This is a genomic window from Nonomuraea terrae, from assembly GCF_044465245.1.
Taxonomy (GTDB): domain Bacteria; phylum Actinomycetota; class Actinomycetes; order Streptosporangiales; family Streptosporangiaceae; genus Nonomuraea; species Nonomuraea terrae.
In genome coordinates this window covers 1,128,989-1,152,994 of sequence record NZ_JBITLL010000002.1, presented here as the reverse complement: position 1 = coordinate 1,152,994, position 24,006 = coordinate 1,128,989, and the positions used below count along the sequence as shown (strand labels likewise).

Sequence of the window (24,006 nt, the reverse complement as noted above, 5' to 3'; positions counted from 1 at the left end):
CCATGGCCGAAGTCCTCGAAGTTCGTGCCGAGATCGAGCAGGAGATCTCGGGCCGTACCGTCTGCGAGCAGCTCAGACGTGCCGCCGAGCAGCATTCCGACGCACCCGCCTACTCCGACCCGGAAGACGGCGGCTGGGCCACCCTCACCTACGGGCGGGCGCGCACGCGCGTCCTGGAGATCGCCGCCGCGTTCGCCGCGCTCGGGCTGCGGCCGGGGGAGCCGGTGGCGCTCATGATGGTCAACCGCAGCGAGCACGTCCTCGCCGACCTCGGCGCCGTGCACGCGGGCGGCGTGGGGTGCACGGTCTACTCCACGTTCGCGCCCGAGCAGATCGCCTTCGTCGTCTCCGACGTAGGCGCCCGCTACGCGGTGCTCGGCGGCCCCGCCGACCTGGCCCGCTGGCAGCCGGTGCTCGACCGGCTGGACGGCGTGCGCAAGATCATCATGCTGGAGGGGGCGCCGGCCGGCGAGCGGTTCATGAGCTGGGCCGACTTCCTCGACCTGGGCAGGCGCCGGCTCGCCGAGGACCCGGCGGCGGTCGAGGAGCGCTGGCGCGCGGTCACCGCCGGCGACGTGGCCACCGTGCTCTACACCTCGGGCACCACCGGCACGCCCAAGGGCGTCCCGCTCACCCACGCCAACATCTTCTACGAGGTCGCCGCCACCGACCGGATGACCTCGCTGCCCGTACGCGGCACGCAGATCTCCTACCTCACCTACGCGCACATCGCCGAGCGCATCCTCAGCCTCTACCTGCCCCTGGTCAAGGCCTCCCACGTGTACTTCTGCACCGACCTGGCCAACCTGGGCGCGACGCTCGGGCAGGTGCGGCCGATGATGTTCTTCGGCGTGCCGAGGGTGTGGGAGAAGATGATGGCCCGCCTGCTCGCCGTCCTCGCCACCCAGCCGCCGGAGCAGCAGGCCGCCGTGCGCGGCGCCATGGAGGCCGGCGTCGCCTACGTCGAGGCCGGCCAGTACGGCCACACCGTCACACCCGAGATCAGGGCCGCGTACGAGCGGGCCGACGCCGCGCTGCTGTCGGTCATCCGCGGCATGATCGGGTTCGACCGCGCCGAGTGGACCGCCACCGGCGCCGCGCCGCTGCCCGCCGAGGTGCAGCGCTTCTACGCCGGCCTCGGCCTCAAGGTCATCGACGTGTACGGCATGACCGAGACCACCGGCGCCTTCACCGCCAACAGCCCCGCCTGCTACCGCCTCGGCAGTGTCGGCAGGCCCGAGCCCGGCGTCGAGGTCCGCATCGCCGAGGACGGCGAGATCCTCACCCGCAGCCCGCTCAACACCGCCGGCTACGTCAACCGCGCCGAGGCCACCGCCGAGCTCATCGACGCCGACGGCTGGCTGCACACCGGAGACATCGGCACCGTCGACGAGGACGGCTTCTACCGGGTGATCGACCGCAAGAAGGAGCTGATCATCACGGCCGGCGGGGAGAACATCTCGCCCGCCGAGATCGAGAACCACCTCAAGGAGCACCCGCTGATCGGGCAGTCCCTCGCCTACGGCGACAACCGGCCGCACCCGGTGGCCGTGCTCACCCTGGACGGCGAGGTCGCGCCCGGCTGGGCACAGGCGCGCGGCATCACCTTCGCCTCGCTGGCCGAGCTGAGCGAGCACCCGGACGTCCTCAAGGAGGTGGAGGCAGCGGTGGAGGCGGCCAACGCCAAGCTGGCGAGGGTGCAGCAGGTGAAGAAGTGGGCGCTGCTCGGCACGGAGTGGACCGCGGAGACCGAGGAGCTGACCCCGAGCCTCAAGCTCAAGCGCCGCGTCATCCACGCCAAGTACGCCGACATCATCGAATCCCTCTACACCGACTCCTGACCGGCCGCGAGCGCTCCGGCGGGGCTTTGCCAATGGGGGCGCGTGTCGGGGCCGTGGTCATTACCGACCGGTTCCTACCGTCTCGATCATGACCAGAAGCCTTCTTCTCGTCTCGCTCGCGGCGGGATCCCTCACGGCGCCCGCGACCGGGGCCGCCGCCTGGGCAGCCGCCGCGACCGAGCCGGAAATCCGCTCCATCACCGTACGTCCCGAGCAGCCCGTGGTCGGCGCGCAAGGCTCCGTCCGCCTCGTGATCGACGTGATCGCCAGGGGGGCGCGGGGCAAGAACGGCGTCACCGTCAAGGTGGAGCCGGGCGATCCTCCTGGGCCGGTCCTGGCCGACAAGCAGCCGGCGCCGCAGGACGTGCAGCCGGCCCCGACGCAGCCGCCCGTCCAGGTGCCCATCCAGCCGCCGCCCCAGTCGTCCGTCTACGCGCCCGCCCAGGTTCCCGGCCAGATCCGGCCGCCGTCTCAGGTGATGGCCCAGGGCAGGGGCCACGGCTTCACTCAGGCTCCCGTCCCCGCCGCGGCCGCCACACCACCCCCCGGCACCCCGAACACCTCGGGCTCGCCGAACACCTCGGGCTCGCCGAACACCTCGGGCTCGCCGAACACCTCGGGCTCGCCGAACACCTCCGACTCGCGGGACACCTCGGACAGGCCGGACACCTTCCCGCAGCCGGGAGCGGCGCCGGCCGTCGAGCCGGAGCCCCAGTACGCGTGGGTGCCGGACTGGCCCGAGCCGCGGCCCCGCAACCCGCAGCCGCTCGGCCCGCAGCCGCTGGGCCAGAACGACCGGCGGCCGCTGAACCCGCAGCCCGCCCCGGCCTCCAAGGACGGCGCCATCGCGCAGGAGCGGCCGCAGCTCCCGCCGCACATGGTCCGGCGCACGGCCGCGGCCCGCGTCGCGGACGGCTGGCAGACCTGGCGCTTCCTGCCGGACAAGAGGCTCACCCGCTACTACCCGGCGGGCACCTGGACGATCACCGCGACCGCCACCGGCGCGAACGGCGCGACGATCAAGGAATACGCCTCGTTCGAGCTCCGGCGCGAGACCAGGCTCTCGTCGGTGCGGGTGGAGAAGTCGCCCCGCACGGACGCCGTACGGCTGCGAGGGTCCCTGACCCGTGTGGACCCGCGCGGCCTGACCGACTACGGCCCCTTCGGCAGGCAGCGGCTGGAGCTGCTGTGGCGTCCTGACACGTCCTCGGACTGGGAGAAGGCGGGCGAGACGACGACGGACGCGGCCGGAGCGTTCGCCGGCACGGTCAAGGGTCGCACCGGCGGCTACTGGCGCGTCCGCTACTCCGGAACCGCCCACTACGCCTCAGACATCTCGAAAGCACACCAAATCACTCAATAAGGCGATAAACACAATTCAAATGGGCGTTGCATCAATCTTCGTTGCTAAATCGTGATCTGCCGTATTGCAACTTTTCCGTACTGTTACGCGTCATTGGCGTTTGACGTCCCCGGATTCGGGGGCGTTCTCACACGGGGAAGGAATTCTGCAGTGATGATGCGACGTCTAGCCGCCGGCCTCGCGGCCGCCGCTTTGGGCGCCACGATGGTGGCCACCGCCGCCTCGCCCGCGCTCGCCGACGACCCGGGCCTCGACCCGGATGTCGCCGGTGGCCGCACCAGCCTCCAGCTCGACGCGAGCCCCGAGCCCGCCTGGCGCGGCAAGCCCATCACCCTCTCGGGCAAACTCACGGTGCAGTGCGACGCCGACTACATCAGCGGTCTCGTCTCGGTGCACCACGCCGACACCTGCAAGAAGCAGGAGCGCTGGCACCGGCTGGCGTGGAAGCGGATCGTGATCCTCTTCCAGCCCGCCGGCAGCGGCAAGTGGGAGTACGTCGACACCCTCCGCACGAGCGGCAAGGGCTACTTCAGCACGAAGGTGCCCGCCCGCACGTCGGGCACGTGGCGCGCGGTCTTCGAGGGCGCCAGGTCGCTGTCCCCGTCGGAGGGCACGGACTGGCTCAAGGTCATCGGTCACCGCCGCTGACCCACCAGCCCGGACCGCCGTGACCGGCCCGCCACGGGTCGCCCCATCGAACCGGTCCTCCTGGATCGGCCCTCCTGGATCGGCCCGACCTGCCTGGACCGACCTCCTGGATCGGCCCGACCAGGACCGACCCACCGGGCCGACCACCTGGATCGGCAGAAAGAACGCCCGGCCATCGCGGCCGGGCGTTCGCCATATCTGCAGGCCGACCTGCAATTACGCACGTTTTCCCGCGCCATTTAGCGAAATTTCCGGCATCACGGTATTTCGCCGCAACAACGCACCACCGCCCGTCGCGAACCCCCGGCTCCAGCCGCGGAGGGCTAACCGAAGACCGCGACCTGAACCCGGTGATGCGCGGGCCGTTCCGCCTCGTCCACGATCGCCCCCGCCACGTCCGCGTACGAGAAGGCGGCGTCGCCCTCGACGGGCACCCGCGTCCCGCCGACCCGGTACCGCCCCGTCCCGGGCGCGTCGGCGTCCAGGAACACGGGCGGCGGCGCGATCACCACCCAGTCGAGCGCCGACCCCTCGAACACCTCCAGCTCCGCCGCGTGCCCCAGCGAGAACGCCCGCGCGTCCGCCGGGAAGCCGGGAGTGTCCACCAGCCGCATGCCCGGCGCCACCTCCAGCAGCGAGCCGATGCCCAGCGCCACCAGCCGGGAGACCCCGGCCCGCGCCAGCCCGTCCACGAGCGCGCGGGCCGCCGCGGGGAAGAACTCCCGCGCGGGCACGTCCAGCCGCGCCGCCACCTGCACCGCCACGTCGTGTCCCGCCGCCGCCTGGGCCACGCTGTCCGCGTCGGTGACGTCCCCGGCCACGACCCGCACCCGCTCCCCGGCCAGATCGGGATGCCTGCCGGGGTCACGCACCACGGCCGTCACCTCGTGCCCGCGCCTGGCCGCCGTCGCGACCACCCGCCGCCCGGCCCGCCCGCCGGCGCCGAACACCACGATGCCGCTCATCACGCACTCCGTCCCGCGGCCGGTCCGTCCGGCCGTCACGGCAGACCGTAAGCGGCGGTGTGTCGCTTTCCGCAACGATAGTGACCCCCGCCAGGGAGGGTCCGCGCCTACGATGGCGGGATGCCCGAGCCGCTCGATCCCGACATGTTCGCCGGATGTCCGCCGGTCGGCGGGCCGGTCCGCATCGGCGACAAGTGGACCGCGAAGATCATCCGCTGCCTGGAGTCCGGCCCCCGGCGCTTCACCGAGTTGCAGGCGCCGCTGCGCGGCATCACCCCGAAGGTCCTCACCGCCTCCCTGCGCGCCATGGAACGCGACGGCCTGCTCACCCGCACGGCGTACGACGAGATCCCGCCGCGCGTCGAGTACGCGCTGACCGACCTCGGCCGCAGCCTCATCGAGCCGATGAACGCCGGCTGCGCCTGGTCGCGCGCGCATCTCGCCGAGCTGACCCGCGCCCGCGCCTCCTGGCAGGCCGGCTGAGCGCGGGCGGCGCGCCGCCGGGCCCGGAAGTGGCAGGGTGGGCCGCATGAGAGTGCTGATCCTCGGCGGCACCTGGTTCCTGGGCCGCCGCATCGCCGAACGCCTCGCCGAGCGCGGCGACCAGGTTCTCATCGCCCATCGCGGCTCCGCACGCTCCGATCCCGGCGTGCCGGGCGTCCACCTGCGCACCGACCGCCACGACCTCGCCCGGCACGCCGGCCAGATCAAGGACTTCGCCCCGCAGGCGGTGGTCGACACCTTCGCGCTGACCGGCGCCGACGTCGACGCCGTCCTGCCGGTGCTGCCGCAGGTGCCGTCCGTGGTGCTGTCGAGCCAGGACGTCTACGAGGCGTACACCGGCCTGCAGACCGGCCAGTGCCTGTCGCCCGTGCCGATCACCGAGGAGTCCCCGCTGCGCCGCGAACGCTACCCGTACCGCGGCAAGGGCTATCCCGGCGTGCCCGACGACTACGAGAAGCTCGACGTGGAGGCGCGCTGGCTGGATCGGGGCGCGGTCGTGCTGCGCCTGCCCTTCGTGTACGGCCCCCACGACTACCAGCGCAGGGAGGAGCCGATCCTGCGCCGGGTCCGCGCCGGCCGCGACCGCGTCCCGGTCGGCGCCGCCAACCTCCTGTGGACCAGGGGCCACGTCGACGACATGGCGACCGGTGTGCTGGCGGCCCTGGACATCCGCTCCGCCGACGGCCTGGCGGTCAATCTCGGCGAGTCGACGACCGTCCCGATCGGGGTCTGGTTCGAGCAGATCCTGCGCGCCGCCGGCTCCCGCACCCGCCTGGAACGCGTACCCGACGACCGTCTCCCGCCCGACCTCGCCCTGGCCGGCGCGCCGGCGCAGCATCTCCTGGTCTCCTCGGCCCGCGCCGAGCGGCTCCTCGGGTGGGCGCCCGGCGATCCCGAGACCAGGGTCGCCGAGTCGGTCCGCTGGCACCTGGCCCACCCGCCGGAGGGCGGCTGGACGGACGCCGACGCCGCCGTGGACGACGCCGCCCTGGCCGGACCATGACTCCGACCACGAGATCTGTCGCGAAAAGTAGGCATTCGCGCGGTAATGAGGAATCGATCTAGGGGACAATGTGTTGTCGAGGCTGAGGAACCGATTCCCCGCGCCGGACGTCGGCCGACGTAGTCTGGCGCTCTGGCGAACGAACAGGAGGTGACGCCCCATGTTGCGAGACTCGTTCGGACGGGTGGCGACGGATCTGCGGGTGTCCCTCACCGACAAGTGCAATCTGCGCTGTACGTACTGCATGCCTCCCGAGGGCCTCGACTGGCTGCCGAACGCCCAGCTCCTGACGGCCGACGAGGTCGTCCGCCTCGTGACGATCGGCGTCGAGCGGCTCGGCGTCACCGAGGTCCGCTACACCGGCGGCGAGCCCCTCCTGCGGCGTGAGCTCGTCGACATCGTGGCCCGCACCACGGCGCTGGAGCCCCGGCCGCAGGTCTCGCTGACCACGAACGGCATCGGCCTGGCCCGCCTGGCCGAGTCACTGGCCGACGCCGGCCTCGACCGCGTCAACGTCTCGCTCGACACCCTCGACCCCGCCACGTTCAAGCGGCTCGCCCACCGTGACCGGCACGCCGACGTGATCGCCGGCCTCGCCGCCGCCGACCGCACGGGGCTGCGTCCCGTGAAGGTCAACACGGTGCTGATGCGCGGCGTCAACGACCACGAGGCCGTGCCGCTGCTGCGCTGGTGCCTCGAGCAGGGCTACGAGCTGCGCTTCATCGAGCAGATGCCGCTCGACGCCCAGCACGGCTGGAGCCGCGACGAGATGGTCACCGCCGACGAGATCCTCCAGCTCCTGTCCGCCGACTTCGATCTCGCGGCCGACGACCTGGAAGACCGCGGCAGCGCCCCCGCCGAGCGGTTCCTGGTCGACGGCGGGCCCGCCAGGGTGGGCGTGATCGGCTCGGTGACGCGGCCGTTCTGCGGCTCGTGCGACCGCGTCCGGCTCACCGCCGACGGCCAGGTGCGCAACTGCCTGTTCGCGACCGAGGAGTCCGACCTGAAGACGGCGATGCGCGCGGGCGCCTCCGACGAGGAGCTGGCCGAGCGGTGGATCGCGGCGGTGGCGCGCAAGCGCGCGGGGCACGGCATCGACGACCCGTCCTTCCTGCAGCCGTCCCGCCCCATGTCCGCCATCGGCGGCTGACGACTCCCCGCGCGACACCATCGACGATCTGAGGAGACTCGTATGCACGTGCTCAACGAATGGACGAACCTGGCCTGCAAGGAACTGGGCATCGACCCGGCCCGGGTGGACCGCGACAAGATCCTCGACCTCACCAAGGAGGTCGCCCACAACGTCGCCCGCCCGGCCGCGCCGCTGACGGCGTACCTGGTGGGGCTCGCCCAGGGGTCGGGAACGGCCTCCGAGGACGCCGTGGAGCGGATCGTGGCGCTGGCGAACAACTGGGGGCAGGCCACCGAAGAGACCTTGACTGACAGCTGACACCGAGCGAACTGCCGAAGTCAAGCCGCCCCCGCCTGAGGTTTTCCTGTGAATATCGGGGCGGGGGTGAGTGTAAACGATTTCGGGAAAGCGGCCCTATCCGACTGGGCCGGCAAGCCCGGTGGCTGATCGAAAAGTCACGGGAAAAGGGCGACGCCGGGTGGTTACGGGGGCAAACCACCCGGCGTCGCTTCATCGGCGTTCCGACGGGGGCCCGGAACGCCGGCACCAGCGCTCCGACGGGGGACCGGAGCGCTTGGCTAAAGCGTACACCTACAACCCATGGGATGCGTCAAGACTTAGTCACGACCCGATCTCGCGTCGGTGCAGCGGTATCTCGGTTTGGTTAGCCTCAGGCGACTGAAAGGTCTGCGGCGGGGCGGGTTCGCCCCTCTCGTTGGCCCCGATTACGGCTATGTATGGCAAAAAGACCGCAGCGGCGATGAACAGCATGCGGTAGGGCCACGGAACGGGCACCACGACCGCCAGGATCAGGCAGATCGTGCGGATCCCCATCTTGATGAGGTAGCTGATCTCACGCCTGCGAATGTCGTCGGTCAGCGACGGCTTGGCGTCCGTCACCTGGTGGACGTCCGGCTTCTTGCGCCACCCCTTCATACCTTCCACGGTAGACCCAGGGGATGGTGGTCGCCACCGCGCCCCGGAGCGGGCACGGGGTCATGCGATCATGGCCCTTCGGCAAGGGAGGACGGGGAGATGACGGATCGTACGTACCGGGTCACCGAGATCGTGGGCACGTCGGAGGAGAGCGTCGACGAGGCCATCCGCAACGGCCTGCGGCGGGCCTCGCAGACGCTGCGGCACCTGGACTGGTTCGAGGTGACGGAGATCCGCGGGCACATCGAGTCGGGTGAGGTCGCCCACATCCAGGTCGGCATGAAGGTGGGCTTCCGCCTGGAAGACGCCTGACGCCCACGAGAACGCCCGCGGGCCCGCAGCCGCCCCACGGATCCGCCCGCGGGCCGCGCGACGCACAGGAGCGGCCTGGGCCCTGACAGAGCGGCCGACCGGCGGCACCGGCCGCTCCTCGACCACGCCGCCACCGTGCGGCGGTCGATCGCCCTGAGGCGCCGCTCCGACGTCGACCTCACCGGCGGCCCCGCGTCAGTCGGTCGTCCGCACCTGAACGCCGCCACCGCCCACCTGGTGAGCGCGCGGCACCGCCACCGCGTCCGCCGGCGCCGGTCGCTGAGCTACGCCGCGGGGCAGGTCGCCACCGCGAACGAGGCGCACGTCCGGCGGCTGACCGGCACCCCGTGGCCCGCGGCGGTGCGCGGGCCGACGCGCCGGCTCACCGCCGAATCCGGCGGAGCGCAACGCCACCGGCCCTGCTGAACCTGCCGCGGGTCAGCTGGCCTGGCTGACCGTGGACATGTTGAAGTCGGGCACGCGGACGGCCGGCATGATCGTGCGCTGGAAGTAGTCGTTCCACTCGCGGGGCAGCGTGCGCTCGCTCGCGCCCACCTCCGTCACCCGCCCCAGCAGGTCGACCGGGCTCTCGTTGAAGCGGAAGTTGTTCACCTCGCCCACGACCTCGCCGTGCTCGACCAGGTAGACGCCGTCGCGGGTCAGCCCGGTCACCAGCAGGGTCTGCGGGTCGACCTCGCGGATGTACCACAGGCAGGTGACCAGCAGGCCGCGCCGCGTCGAGGCGATCATCTCCTCCAGCGACGGCGACGGCGACGGCCCGCCGCCCGGCCCCCGCATGATGAGGTTGTCGATGGCCGGGGTCACCGGCAGCCCGCTCAGCTCGGCCGAGTAGCGGGTCTGCAGCAGCGCCTCCAGGCGGCCGTCCCTGATCCAGTCGGTCGGCGCCAGCGGCAGCCCGTTGTCGAACACCGAGCTCTCCCTGCTGGAGGCGTGCGCCGTCACGAACGGCGGGCACGCGATGCCCTCGGCGCCCGGGTCGCTCGACAGCGTCACCGGCAGCGTGGCCAGCTGCTCGCCCACCCGCGTGCCGCCGCCCGGCTTGGAGAACACCGAACGCCCGTCGAGCGCGTCCCTGGCCCCCGCCGACCAGAACAGGTAGATCATCAGGTCGGCCACCGCGCTCGGCGGCAGCAGCGTCTCGTAGCGCCCCGCGGGCAGGTCGACCCGCGTCTTGGCCCACTCCAGCCGCTGCGCCAGCGACGAGCCGAGCGCGGCCACGTCGACGTCGGTGAAGTCACGCGTGGACACGCCCGTCCACGCCGAGCGCTTCAGGTCGGCCGACTTGGCGTTGACCTCGAGCCGCCCGGCCGGCTGGTCGTGACGCATCCGCACGCCCGTCGACGTGCCGAGGAAGGTGGAGGTCAGCGAGTGCTCGGCGAAGCCGTACAGCCTCGTGCCACCCGCCTCGGCGGCGGCGAACGCCTCGCCGAGCGCGGGCGCGAACCGCTCGAACACCCCGATGTCGGTCGGGCGTACCTCGTCGTCCCAGTGCGGCGACGCGGCGCCGGCCTCGACCAGCGGGCGGGCGTCCTCGGCGGGCCTGGCCGCGCGCGCCGCGGCGTCGGCCGCCGCCACCACGTCGGCCAGCTGGTCGGGACGTACGGCGGCCCGCGACACCACCCCGACGCCCTGGCCCGCGATCGAGATCACGGTCAGCTGCGCCGAGCGGGCCACCCCGTTGGTGGTCAGCGTGTTGCCCGCGAAGCGCAGGTTGGCCGTGGAGCCCTCGTCCACGAGCACCACGCAGGCGTCGTTGCGCGACAGCTCCAGCGCCCGCTCCACCGTCTGCTGCGCGGAGGTCCGCACCGACAGCCCGCTCATTTCCCGCCCTCCTGCACCGTGTTGAGAATCCGCACGTCGCGGAACAGCGCCGACGGGCAGCCGTGGCTCACCGGCGCGACCTGCCCGGGCTGCCCCTTGCCGCAGTTGAAGGCGCCCCCCAGCACGTACGTCTGCGGCCCGCCGACCGCCTCCATCGACTGCCAGAAGTCGGTCGTCGTCGCCTGGTAGGCGAAGTCCCTGACCTGCCCCGCCAGCCGCCCATGGGAGATCTTGTACGCCCGCTGCCCGGTGAACTGGAAGTTGTAGCGCTGCATGTCGATCGACCAGCTCTTGTCGCCGACGATGTAGATGCCGCGCTCGACGCCCGCGATCAGCTTGTCGGTCGAGGGCCCGCCGGGCGCCGGCACCAGCGACACGTTGGCCATGCGCTGGATGGGCATGTGGCCGGGCGAGTCGGCGAACGCGCACCCGTTGGAGCGCCCGAACCCCTTCATCAGCGCCATCCGCCGGTCGAGCTGGTAGCCCACCAGGACGCCGTCGCGGATGACGTCGAAGCTCTGCCCCTGCACGCCCTCGTCGTCGTAGCCGATCGTGGCCAGGCCGTGGGTGACCGTGCGGTCGCCGGTCACGTTCATCGGCGACGAGCCGTACACCAGCTCGCCCAGCTGGTCGAACGTGGCGAAACTGGTGCCGGCGTAGGCGGCCTCGTAACCGAGCGCGCGGTCGAGCTCGGTCGCGTGGCCGATCGACTCGTGGATCGTCAGCCACAGGTTGGACGGGTGGATCACCAGGTCGTAGTCGCCGGCCTCGACCGAGGGCGCCGCCAGCTTCTCCGCCAGCAGCTCCGGCAGCCTGGCCAGCTCGTCCTGCCAGTCCCAGCCCGTGCCGGTCAGGTATTCGTAGCCGCGGCCGACCGGCGGCGCGATCGTCGACATGTCGTCGAAACCGCTGCCGGCCGCCTTCATCGCGTTGAGCTTCGGGTAGACCCGCACCCGCTGCTGGGTGGTCACCGTGCCGGCCGTGTCGGCGTAGAACTTCTGCTCCTTGACCTGCAGCAGCCGGGCCGAGACGTGGTCGGCGCCCTTCAGCAGCCCGGCCGACCAGTCGGCCAGCAGGCCCACCTTGTCGGCCTGCGCCACCTCGAACGGGTCGACGTCGTACGCCGACACCCACACCGCCTCGGCGTGCACCGGCTCGGGCGCCAGCTCGATGGGCTCCCGGTTGATCGGGGCGCTCACCTCCGCCACCCGCACCGCCTGCTCGGCCACCGTCGCGGCCGCCTCGGGCGTCAGGTGGATGCCGGCGGCGAACCCCCATGTGCCGCCCTTCACCACGCGCACGGCGTAACCCAGGTCGTCGGCGTCCATGGCGCCTTCGAGCCGGGCATCGTAGAGACTCAGCGTCTCCGCCCGTACGCGCTCGAGGCGGAAGTCGGCGTGTTCGGCGCCGAGGTCGCGTGCGCGTTGCAGGGCGGCGTCCGCCAGCTGCCGCAGCGGCAGCTCCAGGAAGTCGGGATCGATCTGGCGCATGTCCACGATCCTAACCCTGTGATCTTGTGTCACCCGGACAAGCGGATACCCGCCGGTAGGGGATAGCGTCAATTGTCATGGCACGCTCTGTACTCGTCACCGGGGGCAATCGCGGCATAGGCCTCGCGATCGCCCGTGAACTCGCCGCGGCGGGCGACGCCGTCGCGGTCACCTACCGATCGGGGGAGCCTCCCGAGGGCCTGTTCGGCGTGCGCTGCGACGTCACCAGCATGGCCGACGTCGAGGCCGCCTTCGACAAGGTCGAGGCCGAGCAGGGCCCGGTCGAGGTGCTGGTGTCCAACGCCGGCATCACCAAGGACACCCTGCTGGCCATGATGAAGGAAGAGACCTTCACCGACGTCGTCGACACCAACCTGACCGGCGCCTACCGCGTGGCCAAGCGGGCCATCCGGCCCATGATGAAGCTCAGGCGCGGCCGGATCATCCTCATCTCCTCCGTCGTCGGCGTGACCGGCCAGGCCGGCCAGACCAACTACGCCGCCTCCAAGGCCGGCCTCATCGGCTTCGCCCGCTCCCTGGCCCGCGAGTACGGCTCGCGCGGCATCACGGCCAACGTCGTCACGCCCGGTTTCGTGGCCACCGACATGACCGCGGAGCTCGACACGGAGGCCATCGTGGCCAACATCCCGCTCGGGCGGCAGGCCACCCCGGAGGAGGTCGCGCGCGTCGTGCGGTTCCTGGCGAGCGACGACGCCTCCTACATCACCGGGGCCGTGATCCCGGTCGACGGCGGACTCGGAATGGGGCACTGACATGGGCATTCTCGAAGGCAAGCGGATCCTCGTGACCGGCGTCCTGACCGACGCCTCGATCGCGTTCTCGGTGGCCAAGCTGGCTCAGCAGGAGGGCGCCACGGTCGTGCTGACCGGGTTCGGCCGGCTGAGCCTGGTCGAGCGCATCGCCAAACGCCTGCCGGAGCCCGCGCCGGTGCTGGAGCTCGACGTCCAGAACACCGACCATCTCGACACCCTGGCCGACCGCGTGGGCGAGCACGTCGAGGGGCTCGACGGCGTCGTCCACTCGATCGGCTTCGCCCCGCAGACCGCGATGGGCGGCAACTTCCTCAACACCTCGTGGGACGACGTCGCCACCGCGCTGCAGGTCTCGACGTACTCCTTCAAGTCGCTGGCCGTGGCCTGCCTGCCGCTCATGAAGGAGGGCGGCGCGGTCGTCGGCCTCGACTTCGACGCCTCCAAGGCCTGGCCCGTCTACGACTGGATGGGCGTGGCCAAGGCGGGCCTCGAGTCCTGCAGCCGCTACCTCGCCCGCGACCTGGGCAAGCAGAACATCCGCGTCAACCTGGTGGCGGCCGGCCCGCTGCGCACCATGGCGGCCAAGTCCATCCCGGGCTTCAAGGAGTTCGAGGACAGCTGGCCGGACAAGGCCCCGCTGGGCTGGGACCTGTCCGACACGCTGCCGGCGGCGAAGGCCTGCGTGGCGCTGCTGTCCGACTGGTTCCCCGCCACGACGGGCGAGATCGTCCACGTCGACGGCGGCGTCCACGCCATCGGAGCCTGAGCCGGCGCGGGCCGGTCCCCGGGCGGGGCCGCCCACCGGGTGGGCGGCGCGCCATGGGGGCGCGCGCCGCCCGTCAGTCTTGTGAAGCGCTCACGCCAGGCGGTGGCGGCCGTTGCCCGCGCGGGCGGGCTCGAACGGGATCGACTCCGCCGGCTCCGCACGGTGGCGGCGCTGCTGCACGATCCGGGTGGCCAGCACCGCCGAGCCGAGCAGCGCGATCGTCAGCACCGTGCCGAGCACGTCGGAGGCCGGCGGCGTGGGACGCACGACCCGGCGGTCCTGCATCGGCACGCTCAGCTCATGCGCGAACGGGTTGGGCCACAACAGGTCGACCCGTGGCTTGTCGGCGTCGGCCCGCTTCTCACGCACCGGGCGCGGGGTGTCCATGCTCTGCGGCCGGCTCTCCGGCCGCGTCGTGACGGGCGGCGGCACCACCGCGGTGTCGCGTTCGTCCTGGCGCTGCTTGCCGGGCCGCTTCGTACGCTCGGGAGAGGGCGTCGGCCGGCGCGCCGGCTTGTCCACGATCCCGTGCTCCACGCAGGCCGGCACCCCGCGGCAGACGTCCTCCAGGTTCTCCGGTACCAGCGCCGTGCGGGTCGGGCGCGAGGGCTTCGCCGTCCGCGTCGGCTCCTCCTGCCTCGCTGACGGCTGCGACGTGGGCGTGTCCCTGCCGGACGGCGTGGCCGAGGGCCTGGTCGTCGGCACGACCTCGCCCACGCGGCCCAGCACCTCGTCGGTCGTCTTGTCCACGCCGGAGGTCAGCTGGTCGGTCGCCCCGCCGGTCAGGGTGTCGACCGTGCCCGTGACCACGTCGACCACGTCGCACAACGTGTTGGTCACCCCCGAGAGCAAGCCTCCCTCGCGCGAGCAGTCCTGCGCGTCCGCCGCGGCCGGCGCCCCCATCGGGACGGCCACCAGGGCCACCGCGAGAACTCCAGCCGGGATCGCGGTCCTGCTCCCCATCCGTCCCCGTCCCCTCCTGCGTCGCCTCCACGAGAAATCTTTATGGACAACGCACGCCAGACGCAGGCGTTTGACGGGTAAAGTTGCGATTCGGTATCGAGTAGTGATACGCGAGAGAGCCTCGGGTTCTAAGTCAGTCAAGGGACGACACATCGTCGAGGGCCTCCCGGATCTCCCGCGGCAGCACGACGTCCTCGGCCGGGAGCACACCCTTGAGCTGCGCGTGCGTACGCGCCCCGACGATCGCCGAGGCCACGCCGGGCTGGTCGCGCACCCACGACAGGGCCACCGCCAGCGGCGTGACGCCGAGCCCGTCGGCGGCCGTCGTCACCGACTCGACGACCCGGCGGCTGCGTTCGTCGAGGTACGGCCGGACGAAGTCGGCGAAGTGCGGCGTCGCGGCGCGCGAGTCGGCCGGGATGCCGGTGCGGTATTTGCCCGTCAGCACCCCGCGCCCCAGCGGTGACCAGGCCAGCACGCCCACCCCCAGGTGGGCGGCGGCGGGCAGCAGCTCGCGCTCGGGCTCGCGGGCCAGCAGGGAGTATTCGGCCTGCGCCGAGGTGATCGGGATGCGGCCGGGCACGGACTTCTGGGCGACCGCGGCGGCGGCCAGCTGCCAGCCGGTGTAGTCGCAGACGCCGGCGTACACCGCCCGCCCCGAGGAGACGATCGCGTCGAGCGCGCCCAGGGTCTCCTCCAGCGGCACCTCGTCGTCGTAGGTGTGCAGCTGCCACAGGTCGACGTGGTCGAGCCCGAGGCGGTTGAGCGAGGCGTCGACCGCGGCGATCAGATGGCGGCGGGAGGCGTCGCGCGGCCGGCGACCGGCCGGCGTCACCACCGCCTTGGTGGAGATGACCAGCTCCGAGCGGGGCACGGAGTCGCGCAGCATCCGCCCGAGCAGCCGCTCGGCGTCGCCGCCGGTGTAGACGTCGGCGGTGTCGACGAGGGTGCCGCCGGTGTCGAGGAACGTGCGGAGCTGGGCGGCGGCCTCGTCCGCGTCGGTGTCACGGCCCCAGGTCATCGTGCCGAGCCCCAGCCGGGACACCGACAGACCGCTGTGGCCGACATAGCGCTGCTCCATGATCCCGCCAGGGTACCGTCCGGGCCGATGAAACGTCGTGATCGACGCCTGCGACACTGGCTTGGTGACCACGTTGCTTCTGGCCCGCCATGGGCTGACGGACCTCACCGGGCCGGTGCTGGCCGGCCGCACCCCAGGGGTGCATCTGAGCGACGCGGGCCGGGCGCAGGCCGCCGCGCTCGCCGGGCGCATCGCGGGCGTCGGGCTCGACGCCATTGTCTCCAGTCCGCTGGAACGCTGCAGGGAAACGGCGCAGGCGGTGTCCGACGGACGCGAGCTCGAGGTCCAGATCGACGAGCGTTTCATCGAGTGCGGCTACGGCACCTGGACCGGCCGGCCGCTGAAGGAACTCGCCAAGGACCCGCTGTGGCAGGTCGTCCAGGCCCACCCGAGCGCGGCGACATTTCCGGAAGGGGAGTCGCTGGCCGAGATGCAGCACCGGGCGGTCTCCGCCGTCCGGGAGTGGAATCAACGCCTGGGGGAGAAGGCTGTATACCTGGTCTGCAGTCACGGCGACGTGATCAAGGCGATCGTGGCCGACGCGCTGGGCCTCCATCTCGATCATTTTCAACGGATAACGGCCGATCCGGCCGCTCTCACCGTGATTCGCTATGCCCCCTTGCGTCCCTTTGTTCTCAGGATCAACGATATGGGGGAATTGAAGCTCCCCGAGGATTCGGAGGAGAAAGACGGGGGAGAAAACATCACCGGGAGCGATGCCGCCGTCGGCGGTGGATCAGGAACCACGTAAGGTCAGGCTATGCCGGTCTTCGACTACGACCCACCGGAGAGGTTCGTCGCCGGCGCCCTCGGGCAGCCGGGCGCGCGGCACTTCTTTCTGCAGGCCAGGGCCGAGGGCAGACTGACCACGGTGTCGCTGGAGAAATTGCAGGTCGCGGCGCTGGCGGGCAGACTGGACGAGTTGCTCGACGAGGTGCTGCGCCTCAGCGGGGGCACCGCTCACGTGCCCGCGCTGGCCCCCGCCGACCTGGCCGACGACGGTCCCCTCGACCTGCCGGTCTCGGAGGACTTCCGGGTGGGCACCATGGCGCTGGCCTGGGACGCCGAGAAGTCGCAGGTCGTGATCGAGGCGCAGGAGGTCATCGACGAGGACGACGCCGAGGACGCCGACCCCGCGGTGCTGCGCGTGCGCATCAGCGCGGGCGCCGCACGCGCGTTCACCCAGCGCGCTCTCAAGATCGTCGCCGCGGGCCGGCCGCCCTGCCCCCTGTGCGGCCAGCCGCTCGACGCGGCCGGGCATGTCTGCGTCCGACTCAACGGCTACCGCGGGGGTGAGGCGGCTTCATGACCGCTCCCGAGAGCGAACCGGCCATCAAGCCCCCAGCCCCGCCTCAGACCATGCGTGACGACGAGGCGCTCACGCTGCTGCGCGACGGCAGCCTGGAGGTCGCGGGCCGCCTGGTCGAGGCGACCAACATGACCCTCTACTGCTCCGTCACGCTGGGCGACCGCAAGGCGGCCTGCGTCTACAAGCCCGTACGCGGCGAGCGCCCGCTGTGGGACTTCCCCGACGGCACCCTCGCCGCGCGCGAGGTGGCCGCGTTCGAGGTCTCGCAGGCGACCGGCTGGCGCGTCGTGCCGCCCACGGTCTACCGCGACGGCCCCTTCGGCCCCGGCATGTGCCAGCTGTGGATCGACACCGAGCGGGAGATCGACCTCATGCGGCTGGTCAGGAGCCGCAACCCGGTGGTGCGCCGGATGGCGGTGTTCGACGCGGTGATCAACAACGCCGACCGCAAGGGCGGTCACCTGCTGCCGCTGCCCACCGGCCACGTGTACGGCGTCGACCACGGCGTCTGCTTCGCCGTCGAGGACAAACTCCGCACGGTGTTGTGGCAGTGGCGCGGCAAGCCGCTGGCCCGCGAGGCGGTGGCGGTGCTGGCCAAGCTGGAGCGCGACATCGAGTCGGGCTCCCTGGGGCGGCGGCTGCGCGAGCTGCTGACGCTGGCGGAGGTCGAGGCCACGTGGCGGCGGGTCAGGCGGCTGCTCGACACGGGAGTGCATCCGTACCCGTCGGAGGGGTGGCCGGCCGTACCCTGGCCCCCCATCTGATTCATCCCGAACACGTAGATTACGCTTTGCCCATGTGCACGCTGATCGTGAGGACCGGGCGGCCGCTCACGTTCCTCGGGGTGAGAGACGAGTTCACCGACCGCCCCTGGGAGGGGCCCGGCGAGCACTGGCCGGAGTACCCGGGCCTGATCGGCGGACGCGACCTCAAGGCCGGCGGCACCTGGCTGGCCGTCAACCCGGCGGCCCGTCGCGCCGCGGCGCTGCTGAACGGGCACGGCACCCCCGCGAACGAGACGACCAAGGTCTCGCGGGGCGACCTGGCGCTGCGGGCGGCGTACACGGGGGAGATGCCCGACACCGACCTGACCCACTACGACCCGTTCCACCTGGTGGTCGGTGACCTGGCGCGGGTGCGGCTGTTCAGCTGGGACGGCGAGCGCCTGGCCGTCTCCGAGCTGCCCGAGGGCACCAGCATGGTCGTCAACTCGGGTTTCGACCCCGGCAGCGAGCGGGTGGTGGCGTACCTGCCGCGCTTCCGCGAGGCGGCCGCGTGGGGCGAGCTGATCAAGGAGCGGCCGTCCTCCGACCGGGCCGCGCTCATCATCCGGCACGAACTGCCCGACGGCCGCGTTTTCGCGTCCCTGTCGGCCATGGAGGTCGCGATCACGCCTGAGGGCGTGACGTACGAGTTCGCCGACCTGACGGCGAATCTGGACGGATAGGCTCATTGGCATGAGATCGTGGTCTGCCCCCAACATCCCCAAGCTCCCAGGTGAGAGCGTTCCGCTGCGTCTCTACGACACGTCGGCCAAGCAGGTGCGGCAGACCGATCCCGGGCCCACCGCGCGCATGTACGTCTGCGGCATCACCCCCTACGACGCCACCCACCTCGGCCACGCCAACACCTACCTGGCCTTCGACCTCGTGGGTCGGCTGTGGCGCGACGCCGGACACGAGGTGCATTACACGCAGAACGCCACCGACGTCGACGACCCGCTGCTGGAGCGGGCCGAGCAGACCGGCGTCGACTGGCAGGAGCTGGCCGAGCGGGAGATCGAGCTGTTCCGGAGCGACATGGAGGCCCTCCGGATCGTGCCGCCCCGCGAGTACGTCGCGGTCACCGAGGTCGTCGGCCGGGTCGCCGACCTGATCTCCCAGCTGGCCGCCAAGGGCGTCACGTATGTCCTCGACGGCGACGTCTACTTCAGCGTGGCCGACGCCCCCAAGTACGGCCAGGTGTCCGGCTACGACGAGCAGGAGATGCTGGCGCTGTTCGCCGAGCGCGGCGGCGACCCCGACCGGCCGGGCAAGCGCCACCCGCTCGACTGGCTGTTGTGGCGGGCCGAGCGTCCCGGCGAGCCCGCCTGGGAGTCGCCGCTCGGGCGCGGCAGGCCCGGCTGGCACATCGAGTGCACCGCGATCGCCCTGGACAACCTGGGCGGAGGTTTCGACGTGGCGGGCGGCGGCTCCGACCTGACGTTCCCCCACCACGAGTGCGGCGCCTCCGAAGGGCACGCGGCGACGGGGGAGTGGCCGTTCGCGAAGTTCTACACGCACGCCGGGATGGTCGGGCTCGACGGCGAGAAGATGTCGAAGTCCAAGGGCAACCTCGTCTTCGTCTCCAAGCTGCGCCAGGAGCACGACCCGATGGCGGTGCGGCTGGTGCTGCTGGCCCACCACTACCGGGCCGACTGGGAGTACACCCCCGGCCTGGTGGCCGAGGCCGAGCGCAGGCTCGCGCGGTGGCGCTCGGCCGTCGCGCTCGCCGCCGCGCCGCCCGCCGAGGAGCTGTCCGCCCGGGTGCGCGAGCGGCTGGCCGACGACCTCGACGCGCCGGGCGCGCTGGCCGCGATCGACTCCTGGGTCGAGCAGGCGCTGGCGGGGCAGGGCTCCGACCCGGCCGCCCCCGCTCTGGTGAAGGACCTGGCCGACGCCCTGCTCGGCGTCGCCCTCTGACGGTAGGAGCCGCGGCGGCTCAGACCTTGGAGCGTTCCAACTGTTCGATGGCGGCCAGCTCCTTGGCGAACCACGCGATCGTGCGCTTGAGCCCCTCGGCGGCGGGCACCTTCGCCCGCCAGCCGAGCCGCTCGGCCGCCAGCGTCGTGTCCGGCCGCCGCACCTTCGGGTCGTCGGCCGGCCGGTCGACGAACGTGATCTCCGACGACGACCCGGCCAGCTCCTTGATCATGGATGCCAGCTCCAGCATGGTCAGCTCGTCGGGGTTGCCGATGTTGACCGGCCCGTCGAAGTCGCTGGCGGCCATGGCCATGATCCCCGACACGGTGTCGTCGACGTAGCAGATGGAGCGCGTCTGCGAGCCGTCCCCGGTGATCGTGATGGGCTCGCCGGTCAGCGCCTGCCGGATGAACGTCGGGATCGCCCGGCCGTCGAAGGGCCGCATGCGCGGGCCGTAGGTGTTGAAGATCCGCACCATGCCGGTGTTCACGCCGCGCGAGTGCCGGTAGGCGGTGGTCAGCGACTCGGCGAACCGCTTGGCCTCGTCGTAGACGCTGCGCGGGCCGACCGGGTTGACGTTGCCCCAGTACGTCTCCTTCTGCGGATGCTCCAGCGGGTCGCCGTACACCTCGCTGGTCGATGCCAGCACGAAACGGGCGTTCTTCTCCCTGGCCAGGCCCAGGGCGTGCAGCGTTCCGACGCTGCCGACCCGCAGGGTCTCGATCGGGTAGCGCAGGTAGTCGGCCGGCGAGGCGGCCGAGGCGAAGTGCAGGACGAGGTCCACCCCGCCGGGCACGTGCACGTACCCGGTCAGGTCGCACTCGATGAGCCGGAACTGCGGACGGTCGAGCAGGTGCTCGACGTTGCGCGGGCCCCCGGTCAGGAAGCTGTCCATACAGATCACCTCCGCGCCCTCGTCCAGCAGCCGTTCGCACAGATAGGAGCCGAGGAACCCGGCGCCCCCGGTGACCAGAGCCCTCATGACGTGACCTCCATGGCAGCGTCGACGACTTCGGATACCTCGATCTTCAGCAGGCCGGGGTCGGGCCGCTCCCCATGCGGATCCCCGTTCTGCCCCGCCCACAGCGCCACGTGCCGCCAGCCCGGCGGCGGCCCCCACAACGAGGGGGAGACCGGCCCGAACAGCACCACCGACGGCACGCAGAACGCGGTCGCCAGGTGCGCCACTCCGGTGTCGCCGCAGACCACCAGCCGCGAGGTGCTCACCAGGTCGATCAGGTCGGCCATCCGGGTCTGCCCGGCCAGCATGCGCTCCGGCGGCAGGTCCGCCAGCTCGGCGACCTTCCTGGCCAGCGGCACCTCGTTCTCGGTGCCGGTGACGACCACGTCGTCGCCGAGCGCGCCGGCGACCTCGGCGAACCGCTCGGGCGGCCAGCGGCGCGCCGGGAAGGCGGCCCCCGGATGCACGATCGCGGGGCCCGTCCGGTCGGAGATGCCCAGCGTCAGGTCGGCCGGGTCGGCCGGTATGCCGTGCCATTCCAGCAGCTCGCACCAGCGCCGTACCTCGTGCACGCCGTCCTTCCACGGCGGGCCGGTGCCGAAGCTGATCAGCCTGCCCGGGTCGGTGGCGCGCAGCGCGTCGATGCTCTGCGGCCCCTTCCCATGCAGGTTGACCGCGATGTCCGGCCGTTGGAACGGCACCGGGCCGGGGCCCGACACATCGACGCTCGCGTCGACCGCGCAGGTCAGCGGCAGCAGGGCGTCCAGCGCCCGGGGCGCGGCCAGGGTGATCCGATGCTTGGGGAAGGCCTGCCGCAGCGCCCGCAGCGCGGGCACGGCCGTGAGCAGGTCGCCCAGGCCGAGCCCGCGAAGCACCAGCAGGTCTAGGGCCATGACGTCTCCGTGGAGGGGCAGACGACGAGCTCTCTCACCTCGCAACCGGCCGGCTGCCGCAGCGCGAAGACCACGGCCTGCGCCACGTCCGCCGGGTCGTTCAGCCCCGCCTCCGGGCCCGGTTTGTACTGTTCGGGACGGCCGTCGAAGAAGCCCGTCCGCATGCCGCCCGGGATGAGCAGGGTGACCCCGACCTCGCCGCGCATCTCGGTCGCGAGCGCCCTGGTGAAGCCGACGACGCCGAACTTCGAGGCCGAGTACGCCGAGGCGTCGCTCAGCGGCCGCAGCCCCAGCGTCGAGGCGCAGGTGACCACCGTGCCCCTGGTGTGCTTCAGGTACGGCAGCGCCGCCCGCACTACCGAGGCGGTGCCCAGCAGGTTGACCTTGATGACGCGTTCCCAGTCGTCGGCGGGCACGTCCTCCAGCCGGCCGCACGCGTCGATGCCGGCGGCCGTCACGACGCCGTGCAGGCCGCCGGCCCGCTCGGCGAGCTCGCGTACGGCCCGCTCGGCCTCGCCGCGGTCGGCCAGGTCCGCCGTGACGTGCTCGAAGCGCTGGTCGGGCGCGCGCACGTCGACGACCAGGGCCTTCCAGCCCTCCTTCTCCACGGCCTCGGCGGTGGCCAGGCCCAGCCCGGAGGCTCCCCCGGTGATCAAAATGTTCACTGGATCTCCCTGATCAGATTCGTTGTCGAACGCCCCGGCAGCGTGCTCAGCACGACGATCTCCGCGCCGAGCCTGCCGAGGACCTCGGATTCGGGCAGCTCTTCCCCCTCGTAGTCGCCGCCCTTCACCCACACGTCGGGACGCAGCTGCTCGATGGCGGCGGCCGGGGTGTCCTGGTCGAACACCATCACCGCGTCCACGCAGCCCAGCGCCCGCAGCACCTCGACCCGGTCGCGCATGTCCACGATCGGCCTGGACGGGCCCTTGAGCCGGCGTACCGAGTCGTCGGAGTTGACGCAGACGACCAGCGCGTCGCCCAGCGCCCTGGCCCGCCGCAGCAGGCTCACGTGGCCGGCGTGCAGCAGGTCGAAGCAGCCGCCCGTGGCGATCAGCCGGCCGCCGGAGGCCCGGGTGAGCTTGGCCACCTCGAGCGCCGTGCGCGGCCGGTCGCCGAGCCGCTGCTCCTGCACCTTGACGCCGGCGGCGCCGCCGCGCTGCACGAAGTGCGAGGCCGCACCGACGCCGACGATCACCGCCTTCTCCGCGTCGGCGCCGCCGGCCAGGGCGAGGGCCGCGGCGCTGGCGAGCCGGTCGCCCGCCCCGCACGCGTCCTGCCCGCCGGCCCGCACCGGCGGCGGCACCCGGGTCAGCGGGCCGCCCTCCACGGCCAGCGCGGCCCCGCGCTCGCCGGTGGTGACGGCCACCGCCTTGGCCCGCAGGGCCCGGACCAGGCTGCGGGCGGCCTGGTCCGGGCCGTGGTAGCCGTCGGGGCACAGCTGCCTGGCCTCCGCCTCGCTGGGCGTCAGCAACGCGCAGCCCGGCATCGGCCGCTCGCCCCTGGGATGCGGGTCCCACACCACCGGCACGGTGCTCCCGCGCAGCAGCTCCCCGGCCATCCTGGCCACGCCCCTGCCGTAGTCGGAGACCAGCACCGCCCCGGCCGCCGCGATCGCCTCGGCCGCCTCCGGCGTGGGCGAGTAGCGGGCCGTGCCGTCGCCGGTGTCCAGCCGGACCAGCGTCTGGCCGCGTGCCCTGACCCGGGTCTTGCGCACGGTGCCGCCGCGCAGCGGGACCCGTACCAGCTCGACCTCCTCCGACAGCAGCGCGCACAGGCGGTGCCCGTCGGCGTCGTCGCCGATCGCCGTCACCAGCACGACCTCGGCGCCGTCACGGGCGGCCAGCAGCGCCGCCAGGCCCGCCCCGCCGGGGCGGGCGTGCTCGGCGCAGACCTCCACCACCGGCACGGGCGCGTCGGGGCAGAGGCGTTCGGCCTCGCCCTCGACGTCCACGTCGAGCAGCGTGTCCCCCAGAACGACCAGCGGTCCCGTCACAGCGCCCCCTCCACCGCGTCGCACAGCAGGTGGATCAGGGCCAGATGCACTTCCTGGACGGTCGCCGTCTCCTCGGCCGGCACCGCGACCGCGTCGTCGCACAGGTCGGCCAGCGGGTTCGGCGCCGGCCCCGTCAGGGCCCAGGCCAGGACCCCGCTCTCCTGCGCCGCCCGGGCCGCGGCCAGCACGTTCGCGCTGGAGCCGCTGGTGGACAGGCACAGCAGCACGTCACCGGGCCGGCCGTGCGCCCGCACCTGGCGGGCGTAGACCTCGTCGGCGCCGTAGTCGTTGACGATCGCCGTCAGTGACGAGGCGTCGCCGTGCAGCGGGATCGCCGCGTACGGCCGCCGGTCGTCGCGGAACCTGCCGACCAGCTCGGCCGTCAGGTGCTGGGCCTCCGCGGCCGAGCCGCCGTTGCCGCAGGCCAGCAGCCTGCCTCCGGCGGCCAGCACACCGGCCAGCTTGCCGCCCCAGGCCCGGACGGTGACCGCGTGGTCGTCGACCTTCTCCAGGGTGTTCCACAGCTTTTCCAGATGAGCATCCATGA

Annotated in this window: 27 protein-coding genes; 16 read left to right on the top strand and 11 right to left on the bottom strand. The window is 72.3% G+C overall.

What is annotated here, in order from left to right; translation table 11 throughout:
- Positions 1 to 2 precede the first annotated feature (2 nt).
- The 3 genes from ACIBP6_RS11785 to ACIBP6_RS11775 all read left to right on the top strand — a co-directional run bounded on the left by ACIBP6_RS11785 (position 3) and on the right by ACIBP6_RS11775 (position 3,852).
- On the top strand, positions 3 to 1,841 hold the full coding sequence (locus ACIBP6_RS11785; protein WP_397051249.1) for an AMP-dependent synthetase/ligase: 1,839 nt from the start codon (positions 3 to 5) through the stop codon (positions 1,839 to 1,841).
- A gap of 88 nt (positions 1,842 to 1,929) precedes the next feature.
- Complete coding sequence (locus ACIBP6_RS11780; RefSeq protein WP_397051247.1) at positions 1,930 to 3,204, top strand: hypothetical protein; 1,275 nt, start codon at positions 1,930 to 1,932, stop codon at positions 3,202 to 3,204.
- A gap of 153 nt (positions 3,205 to 3,357) precedes the next feature.
- On the top strand, positions 3,358 to 3,852 hold the full coding sequence (locus ACIBP6_RS11775) for a hypothetical protein (RefSeq protein WP_397051245.1): 495 nt from the start codon (positions 3,358 to 3,360) through the stop codon (positions 3,850 to 3,852).
- Positions 3,853 to 4,175: 323 nt separating this feature from the next.
- On the opposite strand, the gene ACIBP6_RS11770 is transcribed toward ACIBP6_RS11775, so the two are convergent.
- Positions 4,176 to 4,817: an NAD(P)-dependent oxidoreductase gene (locus ACIBP6_RS11770; protein WP_397051244.1), complete on the bottom strand. Its 642-nt coding sequence runs from the start codon at positions 4,815 to 4,817 to the stop codon at positions 4,176 to 4,178.
- A gap of 120 nt (positions 4,818 to 4,937) precedes the next feature.
- Between ACIBP6_RS11770 and ACIBP6_RS11765 the strand changes: the two genes are divergently transcribed.
- The 4 genes from ACIBP6_RS11765 to ACIBP6_RS11750 all read left to right on the top strand — a co-directional run bounded on the left by ACIBP6_RS11765 (position 4,938) and on the right by ACIBP6_RS11750 (position 7,774).
- Positions 4,938 to 5,300, top strand: coding sequence for a winged helix-turn-helix transcriptional regulator (locus tag ACIBP6_RS11765; RefSeq protein ID WP_397051242.1), 363 nt, complete (start codon positions 4,938 to 4,940; stop codon positions 5,298 to 5,300).
- 46 nt (positions 5,301 to 5,346) lie between these two features.
- On the top strand, positions 5,347 to 6,324 hold the full coding sequence (locus tag ACIBP6_RS11760) for a hypothetical protein (protein WP_397051240.1): 978 nt from the start codon (positions 5,347 to 5,349) through the stop codon (positions 6,322 to 6,324).
- Positions 6,325 to 6,484: 160 nt separating this feature from the next.
- Positions 6,485 to 7,474 carry a GTP 3',8-cyclase MoaA gene (gene moaA, locus ACIBP6_RS11755; RefSeq protein ID WP_397051238.1) on the top strand — a complete coding sequence of 330 codons (990 nt, stop codon included), beginning with the start codon at positions 6,485 to 6,487 and terminating at the stop codon, positions 7,472 to 7,474.
- 42 nt (positions 7,475 to 7,516) lie between these two features.
- The gene (locus ACIBP6_RS11750; protein WP_397051236.1) at positions 7,517 to 7,774 is read left to right on the top strand and encodes a DUF6457 domain-containing protein; all 258 of its coding nucleotides are present in this window, start codon (positions 7,517 to 7,519) and stop codon (positions 7,772 to 7,774) included.
- Between the two features lie 303 nt (positions 7,775 to 8,077).
- On the opposite strand, the gene ACIBP6_RS11745 is transcribed toward ACIBP6_RS11750, so the two are convergent.
- Positions 8,078 to 8,392 carry a DUF3099 domain-containing protein gene (locus ACIBP6_RS11745; protein WP_132615544.1) on the bottom strand — a complete coding sequence of 105 codons (315 nt, stop codon included), beginning with the start codon at positions 8,390 to 8,392 and terminating at the stop codon, positions 8,078 to 8,080.
- Between the two features lie 99 nt (positions 8,393 to 8,491).
- Between ACIBP6_RS11745 and ACIBP6_RS11740 the strand changes: the two genes are divergently transcribed.
- On the top strand, positions 8,492 to 8,704 hold the full coding sequence (locus ACIBP6_RS11740; protein WP_132615545.1) for a dodecin: 213 nt from the start codon (positions 8,492 to 8,494) through the stop codon (positions 8,702 to 8,704).
- A 135-nt stretch (positions 8,705 to 8,839) separates the two neighbouring features.
- Positions 8,840 to 9,130: a hypothetical protein gene (locus ACIBP6_RS11735; protein ID WP_397051233.1), complete on the top strand. Its 291-nt coding sequence runs from the start codon at positions 8,840 to 8,842 to the stop codon at positions 9,128 to 9,130.
- Between the two features lie 12 nt (positions 9,131 to 9,142).
- Here ACIBP6_RS11735 and ACIBP6_RS11730 read toward each other — a convergent pair whose 3' ends face one another.
- Together ACIBP6_RS11730 and ACIBP6_RS11725 are read right to left on the bottom strand one after the other, a co-directional pair.
- The gene (locus tag ACIBP6_RS11730) at positions 9,143 to 10,546 is read right to left on the bottom strand and encodes a metallopeptidase TldD-related protein (protein ID WP_397051231.1); all 1,404 of its coding nucleotides are present in this window, start codon (positions 10,544 to 10,546) and stop codon (positions 9,143 to 9,145) included.
- Positions 10,543 to 12,036 carry a TldD/PmbA family protein gene (locus tag ACIBP6_RS11725; RefSeq protein WP_397051229.1) on the bottom strand — a complete coding sequence of 498 codons (1,494 nt, stop codon included), beginning with the start codon at positions 12,034 to 12,036 and terminating at the stop codon, positions 10,543 to 10,545. The genes ACIBP6_RS11730 and ACIBP6_RS11725 overlap by 4 nt, the downstream gene beginning before the upstream one ends.
- Positions 12,037 to 12,113: 77 nt before the next feature.
- On the opposite strand from ACIBP6_RS11725, the gene ACIBP6_RS11720 reads away from it, so the two are divergent.
- Positions 12,114 to 12,809: a beta-ketoacyl-ACP reductase gene (locus ACIBP6_RS11720; RefSeq protein WP_132615548.1), complete on the top strand. Its 696-nt coding sequence runs from the start codon at positions 12,114 to 12,116 to the stop codon at positions 12,807 to 12,809.
- Between the two features lies 1 nt (position 12,810).
- Entirely contained in the window at positions 12,811 to 13,575 is a 765-nt protein-coding gene (gene fabI / locus ACIBP6_RS11715; RefSeq protein ID WP_397051227.1) for an enoyl-ACP reductase FabI, read from the top strand.
- Positions 13,576 to 13,665: 90 nt separating this feature from the next.
- Here the strand turns inward: fabI and ACIBP6_RS11710 are convergent, their stop codons facing one another.
- Both ACIBP6_RS11710 and ACIBP6_RS11705 read right to left on the bottom strand, forming a co-directional pair.
- Entirely contained in the window at positions 13,666 to 14,538 is an 873-nt protein-coding gene (locus ACIBP6_RS11710; RefSeq protein WP_397051225.1) for a hypothetical protein, read from the bottom strand.
- Positions 14,539 to 14,671: 133 nt separating this feature from the next.
- A complete protein-coding gene (locus ACIBP6_RS11705) occupies positions 14,672 to 15,619 on the bottom strand; it encodes an aldo/keto reductase (protein ID WP_397051223.1) in 948 nt (315 codons plus the stop codon).
- A 64-nt stretch (positions 15,620 to 15,683) separates the two neighbouring features.
- Here ACIBP6_RS11705 and ACIBP6_RS11700 point away from each other — a divergent pair, with 64 nt between their 5' ends.
- Genes ACIBP6_RS11700 through mshC form a run of 5 tightly spaced genes read left to right on the top strand, consistent with a single transcriptional unit; the run spans position 15,684 to position 19,609 of the window.
- Positions 15,684 to 16,370: an MSMEG_4193 family putative phosphomutase gene (locus ACIBP6_RS11700; protein WP_397051222.1), complete on the top strand. Its 687-nt coding sequence runs from the start codon at positions 15,684 to 15,686 to the stop codon at positions 16,368 to 16,370.
- Positions 16,371 to 16,379: 9 nt separating this feature from the next.
- Positions 16,380 to 16,928, top strand: a complete 549-nt coding sequence (locus ACIBP6_RS11695; RefSeq protein ID WP_397051220.1) for a DUF3090 domain-containing protein — start codon at positions 16,380 to 16,382, stop codon at positions 16,926 to 16,928.
- A 50-nt stretch (positions 16,929 to 16,978) separates the two neighbouring features.
- The gene (locus tag ACIBP6_RS11690; RefSeq protein WP_246075058.1) at positions 16,979 to 17,692 is read left to right on the top strand and encodes an SCO1664 family protein; all 714 of its coding nucleotides are present in this window, start codon (positions 16,979 to 16,981) and stop codon (positions 17,690 to 17,692) included.
- Between the two features lie 32 nt (positions 17,693 to 17,724).
- Complete coding sequence (locus tag ACIBP6_RS11685; protein WP_397051218.1) at positions 17,725 to 18,375, top strand: NRDE family protein; 651 nt, start codon at positions 17,725 to 17,727, stop codon at positions 18,373 to 18,375.
- 4 nt (positions 18,376 to 18,379) lie between these two features.
- Positions 18,380 to 19,609: a cysteine--1-D-myo-inosityl 2-amino-2-deoxy-alpha-D-glucopyranoside ligase gene (mshC, locus tag ACIBP6_RS11680; RefSeq protein WP_397051518.1), complete on the top strand. Its 1,230-nt coding sequence runs from the start codon at positions 18,380 to 18,382 to the stop codon at positions 19,607 to 19,609.
- 19 nt (positions 19,610 to 19,628) lie between these two features.
- On the opposite strand, the gene ACIBP6_RS11675 is transcribed toward mshC, so the two are convergent.
- Genes ACIBP6_RS11675 through ACIBP6_RS11655 form a run of 5 tightly spaced genes read right to left on the bottom strand, consistent with a single transcriptional unit; the run spans position 19,629 to position 24,004 of the window.
- Positions 19,629 to 20,591 carry a UDP-glucuronic acid decarboxylase family protein gene (locus tag ACIBP6_RS11675; RefSeq protein WP_397051216.1) on the bottom strand — a complete coding sequence of 321 codons (963 nt, stop codon included), beginning with the start codon at positions 20,589 to 20,591 and terminating at the stop codon, positions 19,629 to 19,631.
- The gene (locus ACIBP6_RS11670) at positions 20,588 to 21,463 is read right to left on the bottom strand and encodes a glycosyltransferase family 9 protein (RefSeq protein WP_397051214.1); all 876 of its coding nucleotides are present in this window, start codon (positions 21,461 to 21,463) and stop codon (positions 20,588 to 20,590) included. The genes ACIBP6_RS11675 and ACIBP6_RS11670 overlap by 4 nt, the downstream gene beginning before the upstream one ends.
- Positions 21,454 to 22,128: an SDR family oxidoreductase gene (locus ACIBP6_RS11665; RefSeq protein WP_132615558.1), complete on the bottom strand. Its 675-nt coding sequence runs from the start codon at positions 22,126 to 22,128 to the stop codon at positions 21,454 to 21,456. Before ACIBP6_RS11665 ends, ACIBP6_RS11670 begins: the two co-directional genes overlap by 10 nt.
- Positions 22,125 to 23,459 (bottom strand): PfkB family carbohydrate kinase, encoded by a 1,335-nt coding sequence (locus ACIBP6_RS11660; RefSeq protein WP_397051212.1) that lies wholly within the window; start codon positions 23,457 to 23,459, stop codon positions 22,125 to 22,127. Before ACIBP6_RS11660 ends, ACIBP6_RS11665 begins: the two co-directional genes overlap by 4 nt.
- Positions 23,456 to 24,004, bottom strand: a complete 549-nt coding sequence (locus ACIBP6_RS11655) for a D-sedoheptulose-7-phosphate isomerase (RefSeq protein ID WP_132615560.1) — start codon at positions 24,002 to 24,004, stop codon at positions 23,456 to 23,458. The genes ACIBP6_RS11660 and ACIBP6_RS11655 overlap by 4 nt, the downstream gene beginning before the upstream one ends.
- Between the last annotated feature and the right edge of the window lie 2 nt (positions 24,005 to 24,006).

Excerpts from the sequence above, each read along its gene's own strand:
- ACIBP6_RS11770 (WP_397051244.1), bottom strand. The coding sequence starts at position 4,817 with ATGAGCGGCATCGTGGTGTTCGGCGCCGGCGGGCGGGCCGGGCGGCGG.
- ACIBP6_RS11710 (WP_397051225.1), bottom strand. The coding sequence starts at position 14,538 with ATGGGGAGCAGGACCGCGATCCCGGCTGGAGTTCTCGCGGTGGCCCTG.
- ACIBP6_RS11720 (WP_132615548.1), top strand. The coding sequence starts at position 12,114 with ATGGCACGCTCTGTACTCGTCACCGGGGGCAATCGCGGCATAGGCCTC.
- ACIBP6_RS11705 (WP_397051223.1), bottom strand. The coding sequence starts at position 15,619 with ATGGAGCAGCGCTATGTCGGCCACAGCGGTCTGTCGGTGTCCCGGCTG.
- ACIBP6_RS11750 (WP_397051236.1), top strand. The coding sequence starts at position 7,517 with ATGCACGTGCTCAACGAATGGACGAACCTGGCCTGCAAGGAACTGGGC.
- ACIBP6_RS11745 (WP_132615544.1), bottom strand. The coding sequence starts at position 8,392 with ATGAAGGGGTGGCGCAAGAAGCCGGACGTCCACCAGGTGACGGACGCC.
- ACIBP6_RS11655 (WP_132615560.1), bottom strand. The coding sequence starts at position 24,004 with ATGGATGCTCATCTGGAAAAGCTGTGGAACACCCTGGAGAAGGTCGAC.
- ACIBP6_RS11785 (WP_397051249.1), top strand. The coding sequence starts at position 3 with ATGGCCGAAGTCCTCGAAGTTCGTGCCGAGATCGAGCAGGAGATCTCG.
- ACIBP6_RS11685 (WP_397051218.1), top strand. The coding sequence starts at position 17,725 with ATGTGCACGCTGATCGTGAGGACCGGGCGGCCGCTCACGTTCCTCGGG.
- ACIBP6_RS11765 (WP_397051242.1), top strand. The coding sequence starts at position 4,938 with ATGCCCGAGCCGCTCGATCCCGACATGTTCGCCGGATGTCCGCCGGTC.
- ACIBP6_RS11740 (WP_132615545.1), top strand. The coding sequence starts at position 8,492 with ATGACGGATCGTACGTACCGGGTCACCGAGATCGTGGGCACGTCGGAG.
- fabI (WP_397051227.1), top strand. The coding sequence starts at position 12,811 with ATGGGCATTCTCGAAGGCAAGCGGATCCTCGTGACCGGCGTCCTGACC.
- ACIBP6_RS11675 (WP_397051216.1), bottom strand. The coding sequence starts at position 20,591 with ATGAGGGCTCTGGTCACCGGGGGCGCCGGGTTCCTCGGCTCCTATCTG.
- ACIBP6_RS11690 (WP_246075058.1), top strand. The coding sequence starts at position 16,979 with ATGCGTGACGACGAGGCGCTCACGCTGCTGCGCGACGGCAGCCTGGAG.
- ACIBP6_RS11725 (WP_397051229.1), bottom strand. The coding sequence starts at position 12,036 with ATGCGCCAGATCGATCCCGACTTCCTGGAGCTGCCGCTGCGGCAGCTG.
- ACIBP6_RS11695 (WP_397051220.1), top strand. The coding sequence starts at position 16,380 with ATGCCGGTCTTCGACTACGACCCACCGGAGAGGTTCGTCGCCGGCGCC.
- ACIBP6_RS11780 (WP_397051247.1), top strand. The coding sequence starts at position 1,930 with ATGACCAGAAGCCTTCTTCTCGTCTCGCTCGCGGCGGGATCCCTCACG.
- ACIBP6_RS11670 (WP_397051214.1), bottom strand. The coding sequence starts at position 21,463 with ATGGCCCTAGACCTGCTGGTGCTTCGCGGGCTCGGCCTGGGCGACCTG.
- ACIBP6_RS11775 (WP_397051245.1), top strand. The coding sequence starts at position 3,358 with ATGATGCGACGTCTAGCCGCCGGCCTCGCGGCCGCCGCTTTGGGCGCC.
- ACIBP6_RS11730 (WP_397051231.1), bottom strand. The coding sequence starts at position 10,546 with ATGAGCGGGCTGTCGGTGCGGACCTCCGCGCAGCAGACGGTGGAGCGG.
- ACIBP6_RS11760 (WP_397051240.1), top strand. The coding sequence starts at position 5,347 with ATGAGAGTGCTGATCCTCGGCGGCACCTGGTTCCTGGGCCGCCGCATC.
- moaA (WP_397051238.1), top strand. The coding sequence starts at position 6,485 with ATGTTGCGAGACTCGTTCGGACGGGTGGCGACGGATCTGCGGGTGTCC.